This window comes from Streptomyces sp. NPDC037410 (assembly GCF_055602235.1).
The window spans coordinates 190137-209043 of sequence record NZ_JBVJWR010000003.1; the positions used below are offsets into that span (position 1 = coordinate 190137).

Below are 18907 nucleotides of genomic sequence, written 5' to 3' on the forward strand. Positions count from 1 at the left end.
GTCAGACCAATGCGTCAGACGGTGAGAACCTCCACCCCGGCTTCGGTGAGCTGCAGGGCCGTCTCCGGGGCGAGGCCGGTGTCGGTCACGAGCAGGTCGATCCGGTCCAGACCACAGATCCGCGCGAACGCCCTGCGGCCCATCTTCGAGGAGTCGGTCACCACGACGACCCGGCTCGCCCGCTCCGCGAACAGCCGGCTGATGCTCGCCTCGTCCTCCTGATGCGCCATCACCCCGAGCTCGGCGTCGACCCCGTCGACCCCGAGGACCACCACGTCGAGCACGACCTCCTTGAGCACCCCGACCGTCAGCGGGCCCACCAGCTCGTAGGTCTGCGGGCGGGCGACCCCTCCCGTGGTGACGATCTTGATCTGCGGACGCACCGCCAGCTCGCCCGCGATGTTGAGCGCGTTGGTCACCACGGTCAGCGCGGGCCCGGCGGGCACCGCCGTGCCCGGAGTCTCGGCGCGACCGCTCGCGAACCGCAGTGCGAGTGCCCGGGCGACCTCCGTGGTCGTCGTGCCGCCGTTGAGCCCGACGACCTCGCCGGGCGCGACCAGATCCGCCACCGCCTCGGCGATCCGCCGCTTCTCCGGCGCGTGCCGCGTCGACTTGTACCGCAGTGGCAGCTCGTACGACACGCCGTGCACGACCGCTCCGCCCCGCGTGCGGACGAGGAGCTGCTGCTCGGCCAGCTCGTCGAGGTCCCGGCGGATCGTGGCGGCGGAGACGTCGAGCGCGGTCGCCGCCTCCTCCACCTCCAGCTTCCCCGAAGCCGCGAGCAGCTCCAGGAGCGTGTTCCACCGCTCGTGCTTGGACATGGGTCCCTCCCTCCACCGGGGCCACGCCCGCATGACCACCCCGCTCGTGCGCGCGTCCGATTCTAGCCGCCGACAGGGGCGAGATCTGGAAAGAGGATGCATGTTTCTGCTTGAATGGGCGCGTCTTCAAGCAACTTCCGTCATCATCGCGCACACTTCTTGCAAGGAGATCGGCATGACCACCACCCGCACCGCCATGGAGATCGCCTCCCAGCCGGCGACCTGGCGCCAGGCGGCCCGCACCCTGCCCCAGCACGTCGCGGCCCTGCCCCGACGCGGCGAGCGGGTCGCGGTGATCGGCTGCGGCACCTCCTGGTTCATGGCCCTCGCCTACGCGGAGCTGCGCGAGTCCGGCGGCCACGGCGAGACCGACGCCTTCGCCGCCTCCGAGTTCCCCTACGGCCGCCGCTACGACCGGGTGGTCGCCATCACCCGCTCCGGCACCACCAGCGAGGTCCTCGCCGTCCTGTCCCGGCTGCGCGGCACCGTCCCCACCGGCGCGATCACCGCCGACCCCACCACCCCGGTGATGGACCTCGCCGACGAGGTCGCCGTCCTCGACTTCGCCGACGAGGAGTCCGTCGTCCAGACCCGCTTCGCGACCACCGTCCTCGCCCTGTTCCGCGCGCACCTGGAGGCCGAGGACGCCCTCCCCGAGGGACTCGCCACCGTCGAGGACGCCGCACGCGACGCCGAGCAGGCCCTCAACTCCCCGCTTGACGAGAGCGTGCGCACGGCCGAGCAGTTCACCTTCCTCGGCACCGGCTGGACCTACGGACTCGCCCTGGAGGCGGGCCTCAAAATGCGCGAGGCGGCCGGTGCCTGGACCGAGGCGTACCCGGCCATGGAGTACCGCCACGGCCCGATCAGCATCACCGGCCCCGGCCGCGTGACCTGGGGCTTCGGCACCCTGCCCGCCGGACTCGCGGACGACGTGCGCAAGGTCGGCGGCACCCTCGCCGAGAGCGACCTCGACCCGCTCGCCGACCTCGTCCGCGCCCAGCGGCTCGCCGTCGCCGTCGCCGAGGCCCAGGGGCTCAACCCGGACACCCCCCGGAACCTGACCCGCTCCGTCGTCCTCACCGACGTCCATGCCTGACCGCCGCCCCGCGCCCGCCCACCACCCGGGAGAAGCACCGTGCCGCTGACGCCCACCGACGAGATCGTCCGCCGCGCCCGCGCCGCGGGCACCGGAGTGGGGGCCTTCAACGTCCTCCAGCTCGAACACGCCCAGGCCATCGTGGCCGGCGCGGAGAACGCCGACCGTCCGGTCATCCTCCAGATCAGCGAGAACACCGTCCGCTACCACGGAGCCCTGGAGCCTGTCGCGCTCGCCGCCCTGGCCGTCGCCCGCGCCGCCAAGACCCCCGTCGCCGTCCACCTCGACCACGCCGAGAACCCCGACCTCGTCCGCGAGGCCGTCGCCCTGGGCCTCGGCTCGGTCATGTTCGACGCCTCGAAACTGCCGTACGCGGAGAACGTCGCCGCGACCCGCGAGGTCGTCGAGCACTGCCACAGCCACGGCGTCTGGGTCGAGGCCGAACTCGGCGAGGTCGGCGGCAAGGGCGGCGCCCACACACCGGGCGTGCGCACGGACCCCGAGGAGGCCCGTGCCTTCGTCGACGCCACCGGCGTCGACGCCCTCGCGGTCGCGGTCGGCAGTGCCCACCAGATGGTGACCCGGGACGCCGTCCTCGACCTGGAACTGATCGCCCGGCTGCGCGCGGCGGTCGACACCCCGCTCGTCCTGCACGGCTCCTCGGGCGTCCCGGACCCGCACCTCACCGAGGCGATCGCGGCCGGCATGACCAAGGTGAACGTCTCCACCCACCTGAACAAGGCCTTCACCGAGGCCGTCCGCACCCACCTCGCCGAGCACCCTGCCACGGTCGACCCCCGCCACTACCTGACCCCGGCCCGCGCGGCCGTGGCCCGCGAGGTCGCCCACCTCCTGGGGGTCCTCTCGCCCTGACCGGTCGGCCCGCCCCACCGTCAGCCGTTCCTGTCGCGCAGCCAGTGGTCGAACTCGACGGCGACGATGCGCTCGTCATGCACGCCGGCCGCGTCGTCGGACGCCAGCCAGACGATGGGCGGGCCGATGACCGGCGGCTCCAGGAACCTCCGGTCGCCGGGCGCGGCGTCGAGGGGCAGCATTCCGGTGACCGTCGGGCCCCCGGGGAGCAGCAGGTTGACGGTGACGCCCGTGTCCCGCAGGTCGGCGGCCCTGATCCGGGACAGTGACTCGCTGCCCGCCCGGGACGGCCCGTAGGGGACGAACCCGGCCCGGTGCGTGGTCGACTCGCTCACCGCGATGTTCACGATGCGGCCGCCGCCCGCTGCCAGCATCCGGGGCGTGACCTCGCGCGCCACCAGGAAGTACCCCGTCAGATTGGTCTCGATCACCGCGCGGAAGCCCGCGACCGGCACCTCCCAGAAGCCCTGCGGGTGCGTCATGAAGCGCGGGTTGACCGTACGCATGCCGATCCCGGCGTCGTTCACGAGCATGTCGATGCCGCCGAGCCGGGGCCATGCCTCCTCGACGGCCCCGGCCACGGACGACTCGTCCCGTACGTCCATCTCCACCCCGAGCGCCCCCGGCAGTCCGGCGGCGACCGACCGCGCACGCCGGCCGGACCGGCCGGTCAGCGCGACCGTCGCGCCGGCCGCGGCCAGGGCGGAGGCCATGGCGAGCCCCAGCCCGCTCGTCCCGCCGGTCACAAGGACCTTCATCGGATCACTCCCGTCTCGAACATGACCGGGACGCTAGGACCTGGAGCGCACGCGAAGGCAAGGGTGAGACCGGCGCCGCCTATACGTCCTCGACGACCGGCTCGGCGACGAAGACGGGGATCTCCCGGTCGGTCTTGCGCTGGTAGTCGGCGTAGTCCGGGAACGCGGCGACGGCCCGCTCCCACCACGCCTGGCGTTCCTCGCCGGTGACCAGACGGGTCTTCATGTCCCACACCTGCGTGCCGTCGCGCAGTTCGACCAGGGGCGTGGCCACCAGGTTGTGGTACCAGACGGGGTGGTCGACCGAACCGCCCTTGGACGCGACGAGCGCGTACGCGCCCTCGTTCTCGACCCGCATGAGCGGGGTCTTGCGGAGCTTGCCGCTCCGGGCGCCGAGGTTCGTGACGAGGATGACGGGGAGGCCCCGCAGCGTCGTGCCCTTGGTGCCGCCGGACGATTCGTACAGCTCGACCTGGTTGCGTACCCACGCCGTCGGGCTGGGCTCGTACTCGCCTTCGAGGGGCATCGGGGTGCGTCCTTTCGGATGGCGTCCGGTGTCATTGGCCTGCTTCCTCCCGACGCTAGCCGACACATCCCCAGCGCGGGGGAGGAGCGGGCAAACGCGGCGTATAGGGTGCCGAGTTCGCGTGCGCGCAGCAGCAGTAGCAGCAGAAGCGGCCGCAGCCGCAGTCGCCGCGCCAGGAGCGGGAGCCGGAGGACGGGAGATCCCCGCCGCGGAAGGACCCCGGCGCCCCCGGACCGTGCGGCCTTCTCGCGCTGACCGGACGCTGAGAAGATCGTCCGTACGACCGCCCGGTCCCGGCCCTTCAGGAGCATCTGGTGCCCACCCTCGCGTACGCCGACGTCAAGACCGCCGCCGACCGGATCGGCGGCCACGTCCGCCCCGTCACGGTCACCCCCGCCGAACCCGCGGGCGACACGTACGAGCTCCACCTCGCCCTTGAACTCCTGCAGCACACCGGCTCCTTCAAGGCCCGCGGCGCGCAGAACTTCCTCCTCGCCCACCGGGAGGAGGGCACGCTCCCGGCCGCCGGAGTCACCATCGCCTCCGGCGGCAACGCGGGCCTCGCCTGCGCCTGGGCGGCCCGACGGCAGGGTGTCCGCGCCACCGTCTTCCTGCCGGCCACCGCACCCCAGGTGAAGATCGACAAGCTGCGCGGCTACGACGCCGACGTGCGGCTCGTCGGGACGGAGTACGCCGAGGCGCTCGCCGCCTGCGAGGCGTTCGCGGCCGACAGCGGCGCCCTCGCCTCCCACGCCTACGACCACCCCCTCATCGCCGCCGGGGCCGGCACCCTCCTCGACGAGATCCACCGGCGGATCCCGGACCTCGACACCGTCGTCGTCTCCGTCGGCGGCGGCGGGCTCCTCGCCGGCGTCGCCACCGCCGCCCGGCACCACGGCATCCGTACCGTCGCCGTCGAACCCGAGAACTCCCGCGCCCTCGACGCCGCCCTCCGGGCCGGACACCCCGTCGACGTGACGGTGGACTCCGTCGCCGCCGACGCACTCGGCGCCCGCCGCGCCACCTCCCTCGCCGTGACCGCAGCCCAGGAGGACGACGTCCACGCCGTCCTCGTCACGGACACCGACATCGTCCGCGCCCGCCGCGCCCTCTGGGACGACCGCCGCCTCGCCGTCGAACACGCCGCCGCCACCGCCCTGGCGGCCCTCACCACCCCGTCCGACGCCCCCACCGGCTACCGCCCGGCACCGGGCGAGAAGATCTGCGTCGTCCTCTGCGGCGCCAACACCGACCCGGCGGACCTGACCGGCGCGGACGGCCCGTCCTGAGGTGCGACCCCCGGATGCGTCAGGATGGGGTCATGACCGAGATCCTCACGCCCCGACTCCTGCTCCGCCGCTGGACCGACGACGACCTCGTCCCCCTGGCGGAGATCAACGCCGACCCCGAGGTCATGCGCATGATCGGCGACGGCTCGGTCCTGGACCTGGAGCAGACCGCGGAGGTCATCGAGCGGTACGAGGAGGAGTGGGACGAGGAGGGCTTCGGGCTCTTCGCCGTCGAACTCCTCGGCTCCGGCGAACTGATCGGCTTCGCCGGCCTCTCCGTACCGGAGTTCCTCCCCGAGGGGCTCCCCGACGTGGAGATCGGCTGGCGACTCGGCCGGCAGTTCTGGGGCCAGGGGTACGCCTCCGAGGCCGCCCACGCCGTCCTGGAATTCGCCCTCCAGGACCGCGGCCTCGACCGGGTCGTCGCCATCGTCCACGCCGCCGACCAGGCCTCCGACAACGTCGCACGCAAGCTCGGCATGGTGCCGGAGCGGGAGACGAGCCACCCGGTCTTCGGCGTACCCCTGCGGGTGTACTCCATCGACCTCACCGAGTACCAGGCGTGAACACCGCGACCTCGCCGGAGTGACGTCGGCGCGCGGCGTTCCGGCACGGTAGGGTCCCGGCCGTCGCGATGATCTTCGCGGCGGACCGAGGACGCACCCGGTTACGGAGGGGGAGCACGTGAAGCGCGCCGTTGTTCTGGGAGGGAGCTTCGCCGGGCTGCTGGCCGCCCGGGTCCTGAGCGACTTCGCCGAGGAGGTCGTGGTCGTCGAACCCGACCTCCTCGACGGCGGAGACGGTACGGGTCCCGGCGCCCCGCACCGGAGGCAGCTGCACGCCCTGCTCGCCATGGGCCACACCCAGATCGAGCGCTTCTTCCCGGGCATCACCCAGGAGATGGTGAACGGCGGCGCCCGCCTCGGCCAGGGCGACGAGGTCCGGTTCTACGTCGACGGCGTACTCAAGGCACCGGTCGCCGACGCCCGGATGCTCGGCGCGACCCGTCCGTTCGTCGAGACGCACGTACGGCGCCGCGTCACGGCCCTCGACAACGTCCGCGTCGAGCCCGCCACCGCCAAGGGACTGTTCCTCCAGGGCGGCCGGGTCGTCGGGGCCCGGCTCGCGGCGGCGGGCGTGCCGCGGGCCGAGGACGCGGCAGAGGCCGGGTCGACCGAGGACACCGAGTACGACGTACGGGCGGATCTCGTCGTCGACGCCATGGGCCGCTCCAGCCGGCTCGGCAGCTGGCTCGCGGCCGAGGGCTGGGGCCAGGCCCCGGTGGACCGCATGCGCGTCGACCTCGGCTACGCCACGGCCCGCTTCGCCCGCGGGAGCGAACTCCCGGACACGGTGATCGCCCACTCCACACCGGGCCCGGCCAGCGACTACCAGCCGGCCGTGTGTGAACCCGGGGCGCTGGCCGCCGTCGAGGACGACGCCTGGTCCGTCGTCCTCGCCGGATACGCCGGCCACCGCCCGGGGCGGGACCGGGCGGAGTTCCTCGCCCGGATGAGGCGCTGCGTCGCTCCCCTCCGCGAGATAGCCGAGCGGTGCGAGATGACCGGCGCGGTGGAGCCCTTCCACTTCCGGGAGAGCCGCCGGCGCCGGTTCACCGACCTGACGAAGTTCCCGGGCGGGCTCGTCGTCCTGGGGGACGCCATGGCGACCGTGAACCCCGTCTACGGCCAGGGACTGACCCTCGCCACGCTCCAGGCCTCCTCGCTCCACGTCCACCTGCGGACCGGCGCCTCGCCGCACGACCCGGCCTGGGACTACTTCCGGCGGGCCGCCGTGGTCGTCGACGCCGCCTGGCAGCTCACGACGACCGCCGACCTCGCGCAGCCGCACGTCACGGGCCCGTACCCCCGCGGCTACCGGTTCCTGCGCTGGGCGGGCGACCACATCACGACCGCGTCGGTCAGGGACGCGCGGGTGAACCAGACGTACATGGACGTCGTCCACATGCGCAGGCACCCGAAGGCCCTCACCGGCCCCCGCGTCCTCGCCCGCACGGCCCGCGTCCTCTGGCGCGGCTGACGGCACTCCCGAGGGGCGGCCCGGGACCTCCGCGACCGCCGCTGACCAGCGAGGACGCGCGGCCGCGTACCCTCGTGGACGTGTCTGCATCCCGTCTCCACCGCGTCGCCGTCCTCGTTCTCGAAGGCGCGAAACCCCTCGACGTCGGAATCCCCGCACAGGTGTTCACGACCCGGGCGAGCATGCCGTACGAGGTGCGGGTCTGCGGCGCGGAGCCAGGCGTCGTGGCCGGCGGCGACGGTCTGGCGTACCAGGTCGCCCACGGCCTGGAAGCACTCGCCTGGGCCGACATCGTCTTCGTCCCCGGCTACCGGCATCCGGACCGCGAGGACCCGCCGCAGGCCGTCGTCGACGCGCTGATCACCGCCCACCGGCGCGGGGCGCGGCTGGCCGCCATCTCGACGGGCGCCTTCGCCCTCGCCGCCACGGGCCTCCTCGACGGCAAACGGGCCACGACGCACTGGCACTACGCGCGGGCGCTCGCGGCCAAGCGGCCCCTGATCCAGGTCGACGAGAACGTCCTCTTCGTCGACGAGGGCAGCATCCTCACGTCCGCCGGCGCCGCCTCCGGCATCGACCTCTGCCTCCACATCCTGCGCCGGGACCTCGGCATGGGCGCCTCGAACCACGCCGCCCGGCGGCTCGTCGCCGCCCCGTACCGCAGCGGAGGCCAGGCGCAGTACGTGCCGCGCAGCGTGCCGGAGCCGCTCGGCGAGCGGTTCGCCGCCACCCGCGAATGGGCGCTGCACCGGCTGGGCGAGCCCCTCACCCTGGAGATACTCGCGCGGAACGCCGCGGTGTCGCCGCGCACCTTCTCCCGCCGGTTCGCCGAGGACACCGGCTACACGCCGATGCAGTGGGTCATGCGCGCCCGCGTCGACATGGCCCGCGAACTGCTCGAACGGTCCGAGCGGGGCGTCGAGCAGATCGCCGCGGACGTCGGCCTGGGCACCGGAGCCAATCTGCGGCTGCACTTCCAGCGCATCCTCGGCACGACCCCGAGCGACTACCGGCGCACCTTCGCGCAGGGGGAATAACCCCACGCCAGACCCTCAGCAGACCCCCTTTCGGCGCGTTGGCGGGATCTTGGCGCGATACTTGCGGACCGTGGCGATCACGCCGCTGGTTGAGACCAGTGATCCGCGCGAACCTGGTGGCGAATCGGAAGGTCGGAAGGGACACCACTCATGACTCGCATCGCCATCAATGGTTTCGGCCGCATCGGGCGCAACGTGCTCCGCGCGCTGCTCGAGCGCGACACCGACCTCGAGGTCGTCGCCGTCAACGACCTGACGGAGCCCACCGCCCTCGCGCGGCTCCTCGCCTTCGACTCGACCGCGGGCCGCCTCGGCCGCCCGGTCACCGTCGACGGAGACACCCTCGTCGTCGACGGCCGCCGCATCAAGGTCCTCGCCGAGCGCGAGCCGGCGGACCTGCCGTGGGCCGAACTCGGCGTCGACATCGTCCTGGAGTCCACCGGCCGCTTCACCTCGGCCAAGGCCGCCCGCGCGCACCTCGACGCCGGTGCGAAGAAGGTCCTCGTCAGCGCGCCCGCCGACGGCGCCGACGTCACCCTCGCGTACGGCGTGAACACCGACGCGTACGACGCCGAGCTGCACACGATCGTCTCGAACGCCTCCTGCACGACCAACGCGCTGGCGCCGCTCGCGAAGGTCCTCGACGACCTCGCCGGCATCGAGCACGGCTTCATGACGACGGTTCACGCCTACACGCAGGAGCAGAACCTGCAGGACGGCCCGCACCGCGACCCGCGCCGCGCCCGCGCCGCCGGCGTCAACATCGTCCCGACCTCCACGGGCGCCGCGAAGGCCATCGGCCTGGTGCTGCCGAACCTGGACGGCAAGCTGTCCGGCGACTCGATCCGCGTGCCCGTCCCGGTGGGTTCGATCGTCGAGCTCAACACGACCGTCGCCCGCGACGTCACCGTCGAGGACGTCCTGGCGGCCTACCGCACCGCCGCCGAGGGCCCGCTGGCCGGCGTCCTCGAGTACTCGGAGGACCCGCTGGTCTCCGCCGACATCGTGGGCAACCCGCACTCGTCGATCTTCGACTCGGCCCTCACCCGCGTCGAGGGACGCCACGTCAAGGTCGTCGCCTGGTACGACAACGAGTGGGGCTTCTCGAACCGCGTGATCGACACCCTGACGCTCCTCGCCACGCGCTGACGGCGCGACACCCGGCCGGCTCCCTCCCCGCACGGGGGAGCCGGCCCCCCGCCGCACGCCGGCTCCGACCCCACGGAGCCGGCGTGCGGTGCGTTCTGCGGCCGGAATCCGCTCCGAAGGCATTGTCAGTGCCCTGCGACAGGATGGTGGGCATGACGACAACGCCCGCCGTTGAGGCGCACTTCAGCCTGTCCAGCCGTGCCGCGTACGAGGCCGCCATCGAGCGGCTGCGTGAGGCTTCCCGTACGTACTTCGGTGCGGGGTACAGCGTCATGGACGACGCCACGTACGACCGGCTGCGGCTCGGTGTGAAGGCGTGGGAGGCGGAGCATCCCGAGGACGTCGCCGCGGACTCGCCCGCCGATCAGGTCGCCGACGGGGCCGCCCCCGCGGGCGACGTCGCGCACACCACGCGGCTGCTCAGTCTCGACAACGTCTTCGCGCCCGAGGGGCTCGTCGCCTGGGGTGCCTCGCTGCAGCGGCGCCTGGGGCAGGAGCCGGTGGGCGGGTTCACCGTCGAGCCGAAGATGGACGGTGCCGCCGTCGCCGCCCGCTACCGTGACGGACGGCTGGTGCAGATCATCACGCGCGGCGACGGTACGCAGGGCGAGGACGTCAGCCACGTCATCGGGACGATCGACGGACTTCCCGAGCAGCTGCCGGTCCCCGCCACCTTCGAGGCGCGCGGCGAAGTCCTCTTCACCCAGGAGTTCTTTCCGCTGTTCAAATCTGTCTCAAGAGATGTGTGGTTCAGTCTCGACTCGTTGTGGTCGTATGAGACAGGTGCGCTGACGGGAGTTCCCCTCAGGCCCCTGGGGAGGGGCGAGAGTGGACCTTGCCTTTGTGCAGTCCGGGCTGCTGGAGAAGCACCTGGACAGTGAAGTGATCTCCGCGGTGGAGGTGGCCGCGCTGTTGAAGCGGCGGGGCGTCCTCGACGGGACACCGGTGTACCTGGACGAGGAGACACAGATGCCGGTCCCTCCTCTGTGCGAGTTCGGCGGATACCTCTCGACGGCCTTGCTGGATACGACCACGCTGAAGGACTACGGGCGGGTGCTCGGCCGACTGGACGACCACTTGTGCGGTCTGGATAGCGATGTGTTGTCAGCGACCGAGTCCGATCTCGTCTCATACCGCGGCCATCGGACCCAACGGCAGAAGAAGCCGGTCGGCGGGTCGGTCTGGCGCCGCGAGTCGTTCGTCCTTGACGACTTCTACGGCTTCCTCGTCGACCGAAAGATCTTGACGCACCGCCCGGCCAGGCTGGCCGCACGGGGACGCAACGCGTTGGCGCCGCGAGTCCGCTCGGGCATGGACATCCGACACCTGACGTTCGAGCAGTACCGGTACCTCCGAGACGTGGGACTGGGCGGGCAACTGCCCAACGCTCAGATCAGTCCGACCTTCCGAGGGTGGTCCCCGCTGCGCGATCGAGCGGGTGCCGACATCGCCCTGGGGTCGGGGACACGGTGGCGGGAGTGGGCCACGGTCCTCCTCCCCGAGATGGGTCTGTGGCCCGGAATGCCTGGCGGGGCAGCGGAGTTCACCGTCCAAGCCTGCGCGAAGTATGCCAAAGCGCGCCCCATCTACGTCCCCGAGGACGCCGTCGGGTCTGCTGATCTTTTCTGCATGCTCGAGCGCCCGGACATTGTCCGCAAAGCCGCCCGAGGACTGGAGCGCAAGGCCCGCGACCTGTTCGTGGTCGGCGACGTCGACGTCGCTGGCGGGCGGGTGCGGGGCACCCTGGACGGTGTCGTCCGCGAGTTCGAGATGTCGGCCATGGACGCCAAGCTGCGGCGGATCACCGTCTTCGAGGGCGAGTTCGGTCTGGAGGCCCTGACCTTGTTCGTCTGCCGCGGCGGTCTGATGCCGGGGGCGGATGCCTGGAAGGGCTACCGGCACCGAGCCTGGACGCGCATGAACGCGCTCGCTGACGAGACCACGCCACTGCTGCCAGCTCGACGCTGGCGCTGGCACGACCTGCGGCACACCTATGCTCTCCGGCTTTTGACCTATCTGGAGAACATGATGGACGGCGAAGCGCCGGACCTGCAGGCCCGCCGCCGGCGGCACCGTTCGTACTTGACCGGGCACATCCGGCACAACCCGTTGCTGATCGTCAGCCGAAGGCTCGGTCACTCGAGTCCAGAAACCACCTATGAGTACCTCCAGTACACGGACGACCTGATCAACGAGTTCGAGGCCGCGTTCTCCGGCTGGATCGGGGACGACGAAGCGTCCTACGCCGACATCGTTTCCCACGCGATCAGCGCCGCAAAGGGCGGCCGTTGATGCCGAAGGCACGCCGGAAAGGCCGGACGAACGAAGAACGCGCCCGTCTGCGGGCAGCTTTGGCAAACCCCGTCCCGCCCGGCGGTATCGGCCCCCGGGTGGTCGAGATTCCCGCAGCGCTCATGGCGGTGGACCCGTCGGACTTCTGCTGTTCACGCTTGGCCATGCAACTGGCCGATGAGTGGGTGGAGTACGTGGCCGCCACCGCCATCACGATGCACGCGCGGGTCTACCACCAGGCGATCCTCCGGCTCTGCAAGTACGTGGACAAGGAGCTCGGACCGGCGGCGGAGACGGCGAGCCTGACCGATCGGAACCTGCGTGACCTGCTGCTGAAGTGGGAGCTGGCACTGCCCGAGACCTACACTCCGAGCTCCACCCACCCCGGAACGCTGGCCGGAGCACTGCGGGTACTGATCATCCGGAGGGACGACCACCGCGACCGCCCGGTCGACCCGGACCTCGCCCGACTGGCCCGCGGCCCCGCGCTGCTGGGCAGCGGCGAGAGGATGGAACGGGACGAGTTCAAACGGCAGGAGAAGCGAGCCCTCGTCCGCTCCGCCTGGCAGAGCGTCCACGCCACCCGCACACGGCTGGAAAGGGGCTGGGCCCTGGCCGATCAGGGCCGCCACCCGGAGCAAGGCAGCTGGACCAGCATCCCGGATCTGCTCTGGGGCTTTGCCCACGAGCAGATCGCCGTCGCCGACATTCACCGGCTCGTGCCTCCGCCGCGTGAATGGCCTTCGGAACTGAAGGAGTTCGCCGCGGGTCCAGGCCGGGTATTCGTTGCGCAGGTGGCGCGGGTGCAGCTGGCTCGCATGCTGGTCGCGAGGTTGTATCCGAACACTTTTGATCTCCACGCCTTCCGCATCCTGCTGATGGACGCCACCGGCCACACCTCAGAAGAGGTCACCGGCTTCGGCGAGACGGAGGTGGAATTTCTTCCTAAGGGCGTCCGGCTGACGCTCCTCAAAAACCGGGCCGAACGCCGTCGGCACCGGGCTTTTCACGACCGTCCCGCCCCCGAGGAACCGGCTGCGGAGGAAGATCCGGACGGGCAGCTCACGGTGGACTGGCCACGGCGTGAAGCCAGCGAGGTGGTTCGCCAGCTCATGGACATGACCGCCCGTGTTCGAGTCAAGGCCCCAGACGTCACCCACACGCTCTTCGTCTCCGCCACCGTCCAGAGCAACTTCACCGTCGTCTTCGGCGAGTGGAAGCCCGTGGCCCAGAGCTCGTTCCGAAGCTGGCTTGCTACCGTGGGCGTCGAGATCGAGGGCGACCAGCACGTCGGCCGCCTGCGTAAATCGGTCAAGGTCGAGAAGGCCATTATGACCGAAGGGCGTATCAGCGTCGCCGCGGACGACCACACCGAGGAAACCTTCGCCCGCCACTACGCGCAGGGCACCACACTGCGCATCCTGTCCGGGCGGACGATCGCCACGGCTCAACAGCACTGGCTCGACAAGGCTCTTGACCGCGCCGATGGCCCCACCGTCATCTCCGACGCCGCGGAGGACGTCGACCAGGACCTACTGGAGGACTCGGGCCTGTCCGCCCAGGAGGCCGAGGACATCATGGCCGGCCAGCTCGACATGGGCGTCTCCCACTGCAAGAACCCCTACCAGAGCCCCTACAGTCAACCCGGCGAGCTTTGCGCCGTCGCACCATTGCGCTGCCTGGAATGCCGCAACGCCTGGATCCTACCCACCAACTTGCCTCAACTTCTGTTGTTCAAAGCGCACCTGGAACGACTTCGTACAGTTCTGACGCCACCGGCATTCGAGCGACTCTGGGGGCAGAGTTGGGTAAACCTCCGGGCCGTTCTGGAGGACCGCACGCCCGAGGAACTGGACCAGGCCCGCAAGCACATCGAAGCTGGCCAGGCAGTCCTAGACCTGCCGCTCGCCGCGAACACGGAGTTCGACGCATGATCCTGCCTCTGCCCGAGCAGCGACGTCCCTCTCTGTTTCGGGACGACGAGCCCGTAGTCCAGGGGCGCTCACTGTTGCCCGAGGCCCGTGAGCCCGGCGCCTACGTCCCTCGGTTCGGCGACAAGAACGTTTGGAACTTCAACGGCGTTCTCAAACGGCCGGCCAACTGCTGGGCTTCTTCGTGGATGGTCCATTTCAGCCTTGAGTTGGAGGATCCGTACTGGAATCTGCTGGTTCGCGAGTTCTTGATGACGAGCTTCAACCCGCGGCACCCTGAGGTCCTCAAGAGCGGTGTCGCCCTCGACGGCTACGGCTCCCCGAGCACCTTGATTCAGGTCGCCTCCCGCCTGCGGACAGCAGCGAAGTGGGGCCGCAAGAAGGGACTTCCGGCCCACCCAGACGCATGGACCGTGCAAGACCTGCGGCAACGCATCATCGACCTGAGCGCAACCGGGATCACTCCGGCCACGGTCAGGGGCCACGTGACCGCCTTCAAGACTCTGGCAGCAGCCGGGCCCGCCCTAAGTCTGGGCTGGCCTGTCGGTGACCCGTGGCCTGGTCAGAGCTCCCGCCAGGTTGTTCAGCTGAGTGCCAGCAAAGATCTTGCTACCGCCGCGGTTCCTCCGGAGACGTGGTTCCCGCTGATCCGCGCGGCCTGGGCCTACATCCACGACTTCGCTCCTGATGTTCTGCGCGCCGATCGCCGTTACAACGAACTCCTCGCTGCTGCGAGTCCGTCGGCACTCGGCGTCGATGAGCGGCTCGAGGCATGGCTCGCTGCCCCCCAGAACAAGGTCCCTCTTTACGCTTCTCCGTCGGAAGACCAGGATCCGCAGGTGAATTGGAGCCTGCTGATGCTTCTCCTGGGCTACGAAAGAGACAGGTATGTCGTTTTCTCCGAGGCGTACGGTCCGCTCCATCGGCAGCGACGTGCACGGGTCCTTGCGGAAGTGGCCAAGGGGCGGACCACGACTCAGGCACTGGCCGGAGAAATCGTGCAGACGGCTCGGCCGGACGGCAGCACAGGTCCTTGGCATCCCGGCATCGGACCGCGGGCGCTGAAGCACCTGAGGACGGTACTGCGTGATGCGGCATTCACCCTGGTAGTGGGCCTGTCCATGATGCGCGACTCGGAGATCCACGAGATCTTGCGGGATTCCGTCGTCGAGCACTACAGCACCCCGGCCGTCGCCTCCACAAAGATCAAGGGCACCCGCAACCGCCCCGGCAAGCACTGGTGGATCGCCGAACCCCTCGTTGAAGCTCTCGCCGTCGCTGAGTCCGTCTCCCTGCACCCCGAACGCGTCTTCTCCCCCGTCCACGCCCCCAGGCAGGACGGCACCATCGATGGCGTCAACATGCTCGAGTCGTTCGTGCGCTTCGTGAACACGAACCGGGCCTGGACCGGCCTCGACGAGATCCCCGCCGCCTACATCCGCCCGCACATGTTCCGCAGAACAATGGCGATGCTCACCGACCAGTTCCCCGGCTCCGAGATCGCCACCGGAATCCAGCTCAAGCACCTCGCCGCGCGGGCCCTGGCCAACGCCACGACCCGCAGCTATGCCGCATCTGACGACAACTGGGCTAAGTACCTCGAAGACGCTCTCGACAACGTCAAGTTCCGCAAGGTCAAAGACCTCTACGAGAGCCACACCGCGGGAGAAGAGATCGGGTTCGGCCCTGGCGCCGACCGCGTCAAAGACGCCTTTGACCAGATCAACGACACCGTCAAGGCCCGCAACGGAGACGCCCGCACCGCCGATACCCTCCTGCGAACGACCAGGATCCACATCCGGTTCGGCATGCTCAACAACTGCACCGCCGACCACACCAACCCCGTCGGCGCCGTCTGCCTCGAGAACGCGATCATCCCCGAAGGACACGTCGGCCCCCTCGATGAACGCTGCCGGCCTGACCGATGTGCGAACAGCATGATCGGCCCCGAGCACCTGCCGATCTACGACTCGCACCAGCGCATTCAGCTCCAGCTCATCAACAACCCCTCTACGCCGGCCTGCCGCCGCGACCTCGCCGAGCGCGAACTCGACATCACTCGCAACGTCTTCAAGATGGCAGGTGAGTCCCTGTGACCGGACCCACCGACGGTGCCCGCGAAGACCGGGTCAGCCCCAAGGTCGCCGCCGCTCTGCGGTCGGCGATGACCCGGCTCTTCGAGGGCCGTCCGCAACGGACCGATGGCCGCCTCACGAAAGAGAACCTCTACAAAGAAGCCCAGGTCAGCCGCGCGACCATGAACCGTGCTCACGCGATCCTGGCCGAGTGGGATGCCCACATCTCCGCCCACGGCAAGGCTACCCCTGGCGAGGCTCAGCGTGACGCGACCATCGCCGACCTCAAGAAGCGCCTGACCAAGAAGACCCAGGAGTGCACCCTCCTGGAGAAGAAGCTCAAGGCCGCCCACACCGCGATCGCGGCTCTTTTCCACGACAACGAAGCCCTGCGGCAGCAACTCGACAAGGGCGTCTCAGCCGTTATCGCACCCTTGCGCCCACGAGGTTCTCGGCGACAACGCTGAGGAGCCCGCAGCACGGTCGCACACAATGGGAGGCTATGACTGTGATGAACCAGTTGGAATACCGACCTGTCGGGGCCCGGTTGCGTGCTCCCCGTTTCGTTCTGGCGTACCGGCCCATGGCGGACTGGGTATACATGGCGCGCTGTGCCGTGACGCAGGTGTCGAGGGTGTGGGGCGGATCGGGAGCGGTGATCCTTCCCGTACCCGGCGAGACGGAGCAGGCCACCACTCACAGCGACCTGCTGCCCTCGCTCAGAAACTATGACCCCGATCATGTCGCCGCGCTGGTGCCGACGCTGGCGGATGCGGCACACATGGATCCCACGGTGCGTGACCGGATGGTCGCCCAGTACGCATCCCCTGGTGAGAGCAGTGACGCCACCTGGAACCGCCTGAGCTCTCTGTCGCTTCAGATGCCGCGCTGGGAGGGACTGGCTGGTCAACTGGACGGCTGGTGTTCCCCGTTCAAGGGGGTTCGCCAAAACAAGCAGCGCTTCGAGGCGCACGACGTCCGCAATCTGGGCCAGGAGCACGACTCCCGAGGCAGCTTGGCGACCGTGCCTGTGCCCCCAAACGATCGGATGTTCACACTCGATCTATCCGGCGTGGATCCGATGATCGCACTGATGGTGGAAACTCGGCTCGGTTCGGCCGACGCGGCAGCACGGCCGGACGAGAGCATCATGCGGTTGCCGGTTGAGGACGAGGACCTGCCCGCACTGATTCATTTGGCCATCACCGGCAAGCCGCGAGCAACCGGATGGGATCTTGGGAGACGCTTCCGCACGGTGACCGAAGGGGACTCGCCGCAGGAGCTGACCGTCGACGAGTTCATGGCGGCCACGCCCTTCGCGCACGCCGGCCGTTGGACAACACAGCTGTCCTCCTATCCTCCAGGCCCAGTGGTGTGTGTGGTTGGAGAGACCGCCGAGGATCACGCTCTGGCGATGCTCTGTGATCGCCTGTACGGGCATGGCGCCTGGATTCCGACCCGCATGCTGGCAGATGACAGCCCCTACCGGAGGGTGATCAAGAATACTCTCCATACTCTCCAGACGTTCCACGGTGATGGCGATCTGCCGGTGCTGGTGACAAGCGTCAGTGAGCCTCAGGAAGTACTGGAGGCACTAGCCGCCGACCTCAACCGACCCTTTGCAGGGATGACCATGCAGGTTGATGATGGATCACCTGTGCCCTTGGAGATCCGCAAGGCCCAAGCGGTCAGCCCTTCCGCCGTTGCCAAACACGATGCGATGTCGCTGCTGGCGGACCCCACCTCCTATCAGCTTCGCCAGAGCGCGCCTGCAGGCCAGGAGGCCAGCGGTGTTTCGATCCTGGCCCCACTTCAGCTGCCCGAAGCCGAAGCGGCCACGCATATTGGCCCAGAGCTGCACTGGTACGTCGACGTTTGGCTGCCGCGCCACACGCTCCCCGCCCGTACCGCCCTTAGCAGCGCGTGTCTGACTCAGGAAACAGGGGGCTTGCCTGACGCAGTCGTGCGCGCAGCCCGGCACTCGGTCACGTTCATCTCCGCGAACATGGGCTTCGCCACTCCCAACGCCCGACATGCCCGTCCTCTGCTGCACTTTCCGTCGGCGGACGAGGTGTTCGAGGAACTGGCCCGCGCACGTGGTGTCACGGTGGGACGCTCAGACGCGGGACGCCGCGCTGCTATCGCAGCGGAGATGTGGGGATCTCCCGAGGCACTCGCAGCCGACCTGACCGGTCCGGTCCGCAAGGTTCTCAATTCCTTCCTGGCCCCCAAACGCGACGGTGACTATGGTGCCGGCTATGCCGTCAGAGGTGACGGCTACGTCGCCCTCGAGGACATCAAGAAAACACTGGACATCGACATCTTCGAGGCCCGTGACCTTACAGACCGGCTCTTGGACGTGAATGTGCTGAGCCGCGGTCTCCTGCTCAACTGCGCCCGCTGCCACTTCGAGGCCTTTTACCGCATCGAAGTGGTTGGATCCACCTTCGACTGCGAAGCCTGCGGACACACCAGTGGCGTCACAAGAGGACGGTGGTACTCGAAGGATCCTGAGCCGCATTGGTACTACGCCATCGACCAGGTTGTCCGTAATCTGCTGCGGAGTAACGGCGACGTTCCGATGCTCGCCGCACACCAGCTGAGACGGAATGCCTCTTCTGTGCTGTGGTCACCTGAGTTGGAAGTCACCGACTCGGACGGTTCAATCGAGATTGACCTTTGTATGGTCATCGACGGGCGCATCTTCGTCGGCGAGACAAAGTCCAACAACACCCTCAAAGGGAAAAAGTACGGTACGCAGGAGTCGGCGGCCAGACTCGTGCGAGCCGCGCAGCATCTCAGCGCAGACGAAATCATCCTTGCCACCAGTGCGAACGCATGGGCTAGAGACACCCGGGCGGCAGTCGTCAGAGCTGTTGAAGACGGCTGGAGAAGCGGCCCACGGCCAGCAGTCACCGAAATGCTCAGCGTCGGTGAGTAGATGTAGGGAGGCAGGGCAGCATAGCGGCAGGCCCCGCAGTCCGGAATGGACGACCGCGGCTGTGGCCGTCAACCAG

Annotated in this window: 16 protein-coding genes; 13 read left to right on the forward strand and 3 right to left on the reverse strand. The window is 69.5% G+C overall.

The window, feature by feature from the left end:
• Positions 1-14: 14 nt before the first annotated feature.
• Entirely contained in the window at positions 15-821 is an 807-nt protein-coding gene (locus ACZ7HT_RS06265; protein ID WP_471160488.1) for a DeoR/GlpR family DNA-binding transcription regulator, read from the reverse strand.
• Between the two features lie 175 nt (positions 822-996).
• Here ACZ7HT_RS06265 and ACZ7HT_RS06270 point away from each other — a divergent pair, with 175 nt between their 5' ends.
• Complete coding sequence (locus tag ACZ7HT_RS06270; protein WP_471160491.1) at positions 997-1920, forward strand: SIS domain-containing protein; 924 nt, start codon at positions 997-999, stop codon at positions 1918-1920.
• A 39-nt stretch (positions 1921-1959) separates the two neighbouring features.
• Positions 1960-2793, forward strand: coding sequence for a class II fructose-bisphosphate aldolase (locus tag ACZ7HT_RS06275; protein ID WP_471160494.1), 834 nt, complete (start codon positions 1960-1962; stop codon positions 2791-2793).
• Between the two features lie 20 nt (positions 2794-2813).
• Here ACZ7HT_RS06275 and ACZ7HT_RS06280 read toward each other — a convergent pair whose 3' ends face one another.
• Together ACZ7HT_RS06280 and ACZ7HT_RS06285 are read right to left on the reverse strand one after the other, a co-directional pair.
• Positions 2814-3551, reverse strand: a complete 738-nt coding sequence (locus ACZ7HT_RS06280) for an SDR family NAD(P)-dependent oxidoreductase (protein WP_471160497.1) — start codon at positions 3549-3551, stop codon at positions 2814-2816.
• Positions 3552-3630: 79 nt separating this feature from the next.
• Positions 3631-4077 carry a nitroreductase family deazaflavin-dependent oxidoreductase gene (locus ACZ7HT_RS06285; RefSeq protein ID WP_471160499.1) on the reverse strand — a complete coding sequence of 149 codons (447 nt, stop codon included), beginning with the start codon at positions 4075-4077 and terminating at the stop codon, positions 3631-3633.
• 314 nt (positions 4078-4391) lie between these two features.
• Here ACZ7HT_RS06285 and ACZ7HT_RS06290 point away from each other — a divergent pair, with 314 nt between their 5' ends.
• The 11 genes from ACZ7HT_RS06290 to ACZ7HT_RS06340 all read left to right on the forward strand — a co-directional run bounded on the left by ACZ7HT_RS06290 (position 4392) and on the right by ACZ7HT_RS06340 (position 18831).
• The gene (locus ACZ7HT_RS06290; RefSeq protein ID WP_471160502.1) at positions 4392-5366 is read left to right on the forward strand and encodes a serine/threonine dehydratase; all 975 of its coding nucleotides are present in this window, start codon (positions 4392-4394) and stop codon (positions 5364-5366) included.
• A 32-nt stretch (positions 5367-5398) separates the two neighbouring features.
• The gene (locus tag ACZ7HT_RS06295) at positions 5399-5932 is read left to right on the forward strand and encodes a GNAT family N-acetyltransferase (protein WP_471160505.1); all 534 of its coding nucleotides are present in this window, start codon (positions 5399-5401) and stop codon (positions 5930-5932) included.
• A gap of 118 nt (positions 5933-6050) precedes the next feature.
• A complete protein-coding gene (locus tag ACZ7HT_RS06300; protein WP_471160507.1) occupies positions 6051-7406 on the forward strand; it encodes an FAD-dependent monooxygenase family protein in 1356 nt (451 codons plus the stop codon).
• An 80-nt stretch (positions 7407-7486) separates the two neighbouring features.
• Positions 7487-8443 (forward strand): GlxA family transcriptional regulator, encoded by a 957-nt coding sequence (locus tag ACZ7HT_RS06305; RefSeq protein WP_471160510.1) that lies wholly within the window; start codon positions 7487-7489, stop codon positions 8441-8443.
• Positions 8444-8593: 150 nt separating this feature from the next.
• Positions 8594-9592 (forward strand): type I glyceraldehyde-3-phosphate dehydrogenase, encoded by a 999-nt coding sequence (gene gap, locus ACZ7HT_RS06310; protein ID WP_471160513.1) that lies wholly within the window; start codon positions 8594-8596, stop codon positions 9590-9592.
• Positions 9593-9744: 152 nt separating this feature from the next.
• On the forward strand, positions 9745-10473 hold the full coding sequence (locus ACZ7HT_RS06315) for a hypothetical protein (protein ID WP_471160516.1): 729 nt from the start codon (positions 9745-9747) through the stop codon (positions 10471-10473).
• Positions 10421-11884 (forward strand): hypothetical protein, encoded by a 1464-nt coding sequence (locus tag ACZ7HT_RS06320; RefSeq protein ID WP_471160518.1) that lies wholly within the window; start codon positions 10421-10423, stop codon positions 11882-11884. The genes ACZ7HT_RS06315 and ACZ7HT_RS06320 overlap by 53 nt, the downstream gene beginning before the upstream one ends.
• Positions 11884-13818 (forward strand): hypothetical protein, encoded by a 1935-nt coding sequence (locus ACZ7HT_RS06325; RefSeq protein ID WP_471160521.1) that lies wholly within the window; start codon positions 11884-11886, stop codon positions 13816-13818. Before ACZ7HT_RS06320 ends, ACZ7HT_RS06325 begins: the two co-directional genes overlap by 1 nt.
• A complete protein-coding gene (locus ACZ7HT_RS06330; protein ID WP_471160524.1) occupies positions 13815-15911 on the forward strand; it encodes an integrase in 2097 nt (698 codons plus the stop codon). The genes ACZ7HT_RS06325 and ACZ7HT_RS06330 overlap by 4 nt, the downstream gene beginning before the upstream one ends.
• Positions 15908-16357, forward strand: coding sequence for a hypothetical protein (locus tag ACZ7HT_RS06335; protein WP_362458405.1), 450 nt, complete (start codon positions 15908-15910; stop codon positions 16355-16357). The genes ACZ7HT_RS06330 and ACZ7HT_RS06335 overlap by 4 nt, the downstream gene beginning before the upstream one ends.
• Positions 16358-16392: 35 nt before the next feature.
• Entirely contained in the window at positions 16393-18831 is a 2439-nt protein-coding gene (locus ACZ7HT_RS06340; RefSeq protein WP_471160527.1) for a hypothetical protein, read from the forward strand.
• Positions 18832-18907 lie beyond the last annotated feature (76 nt).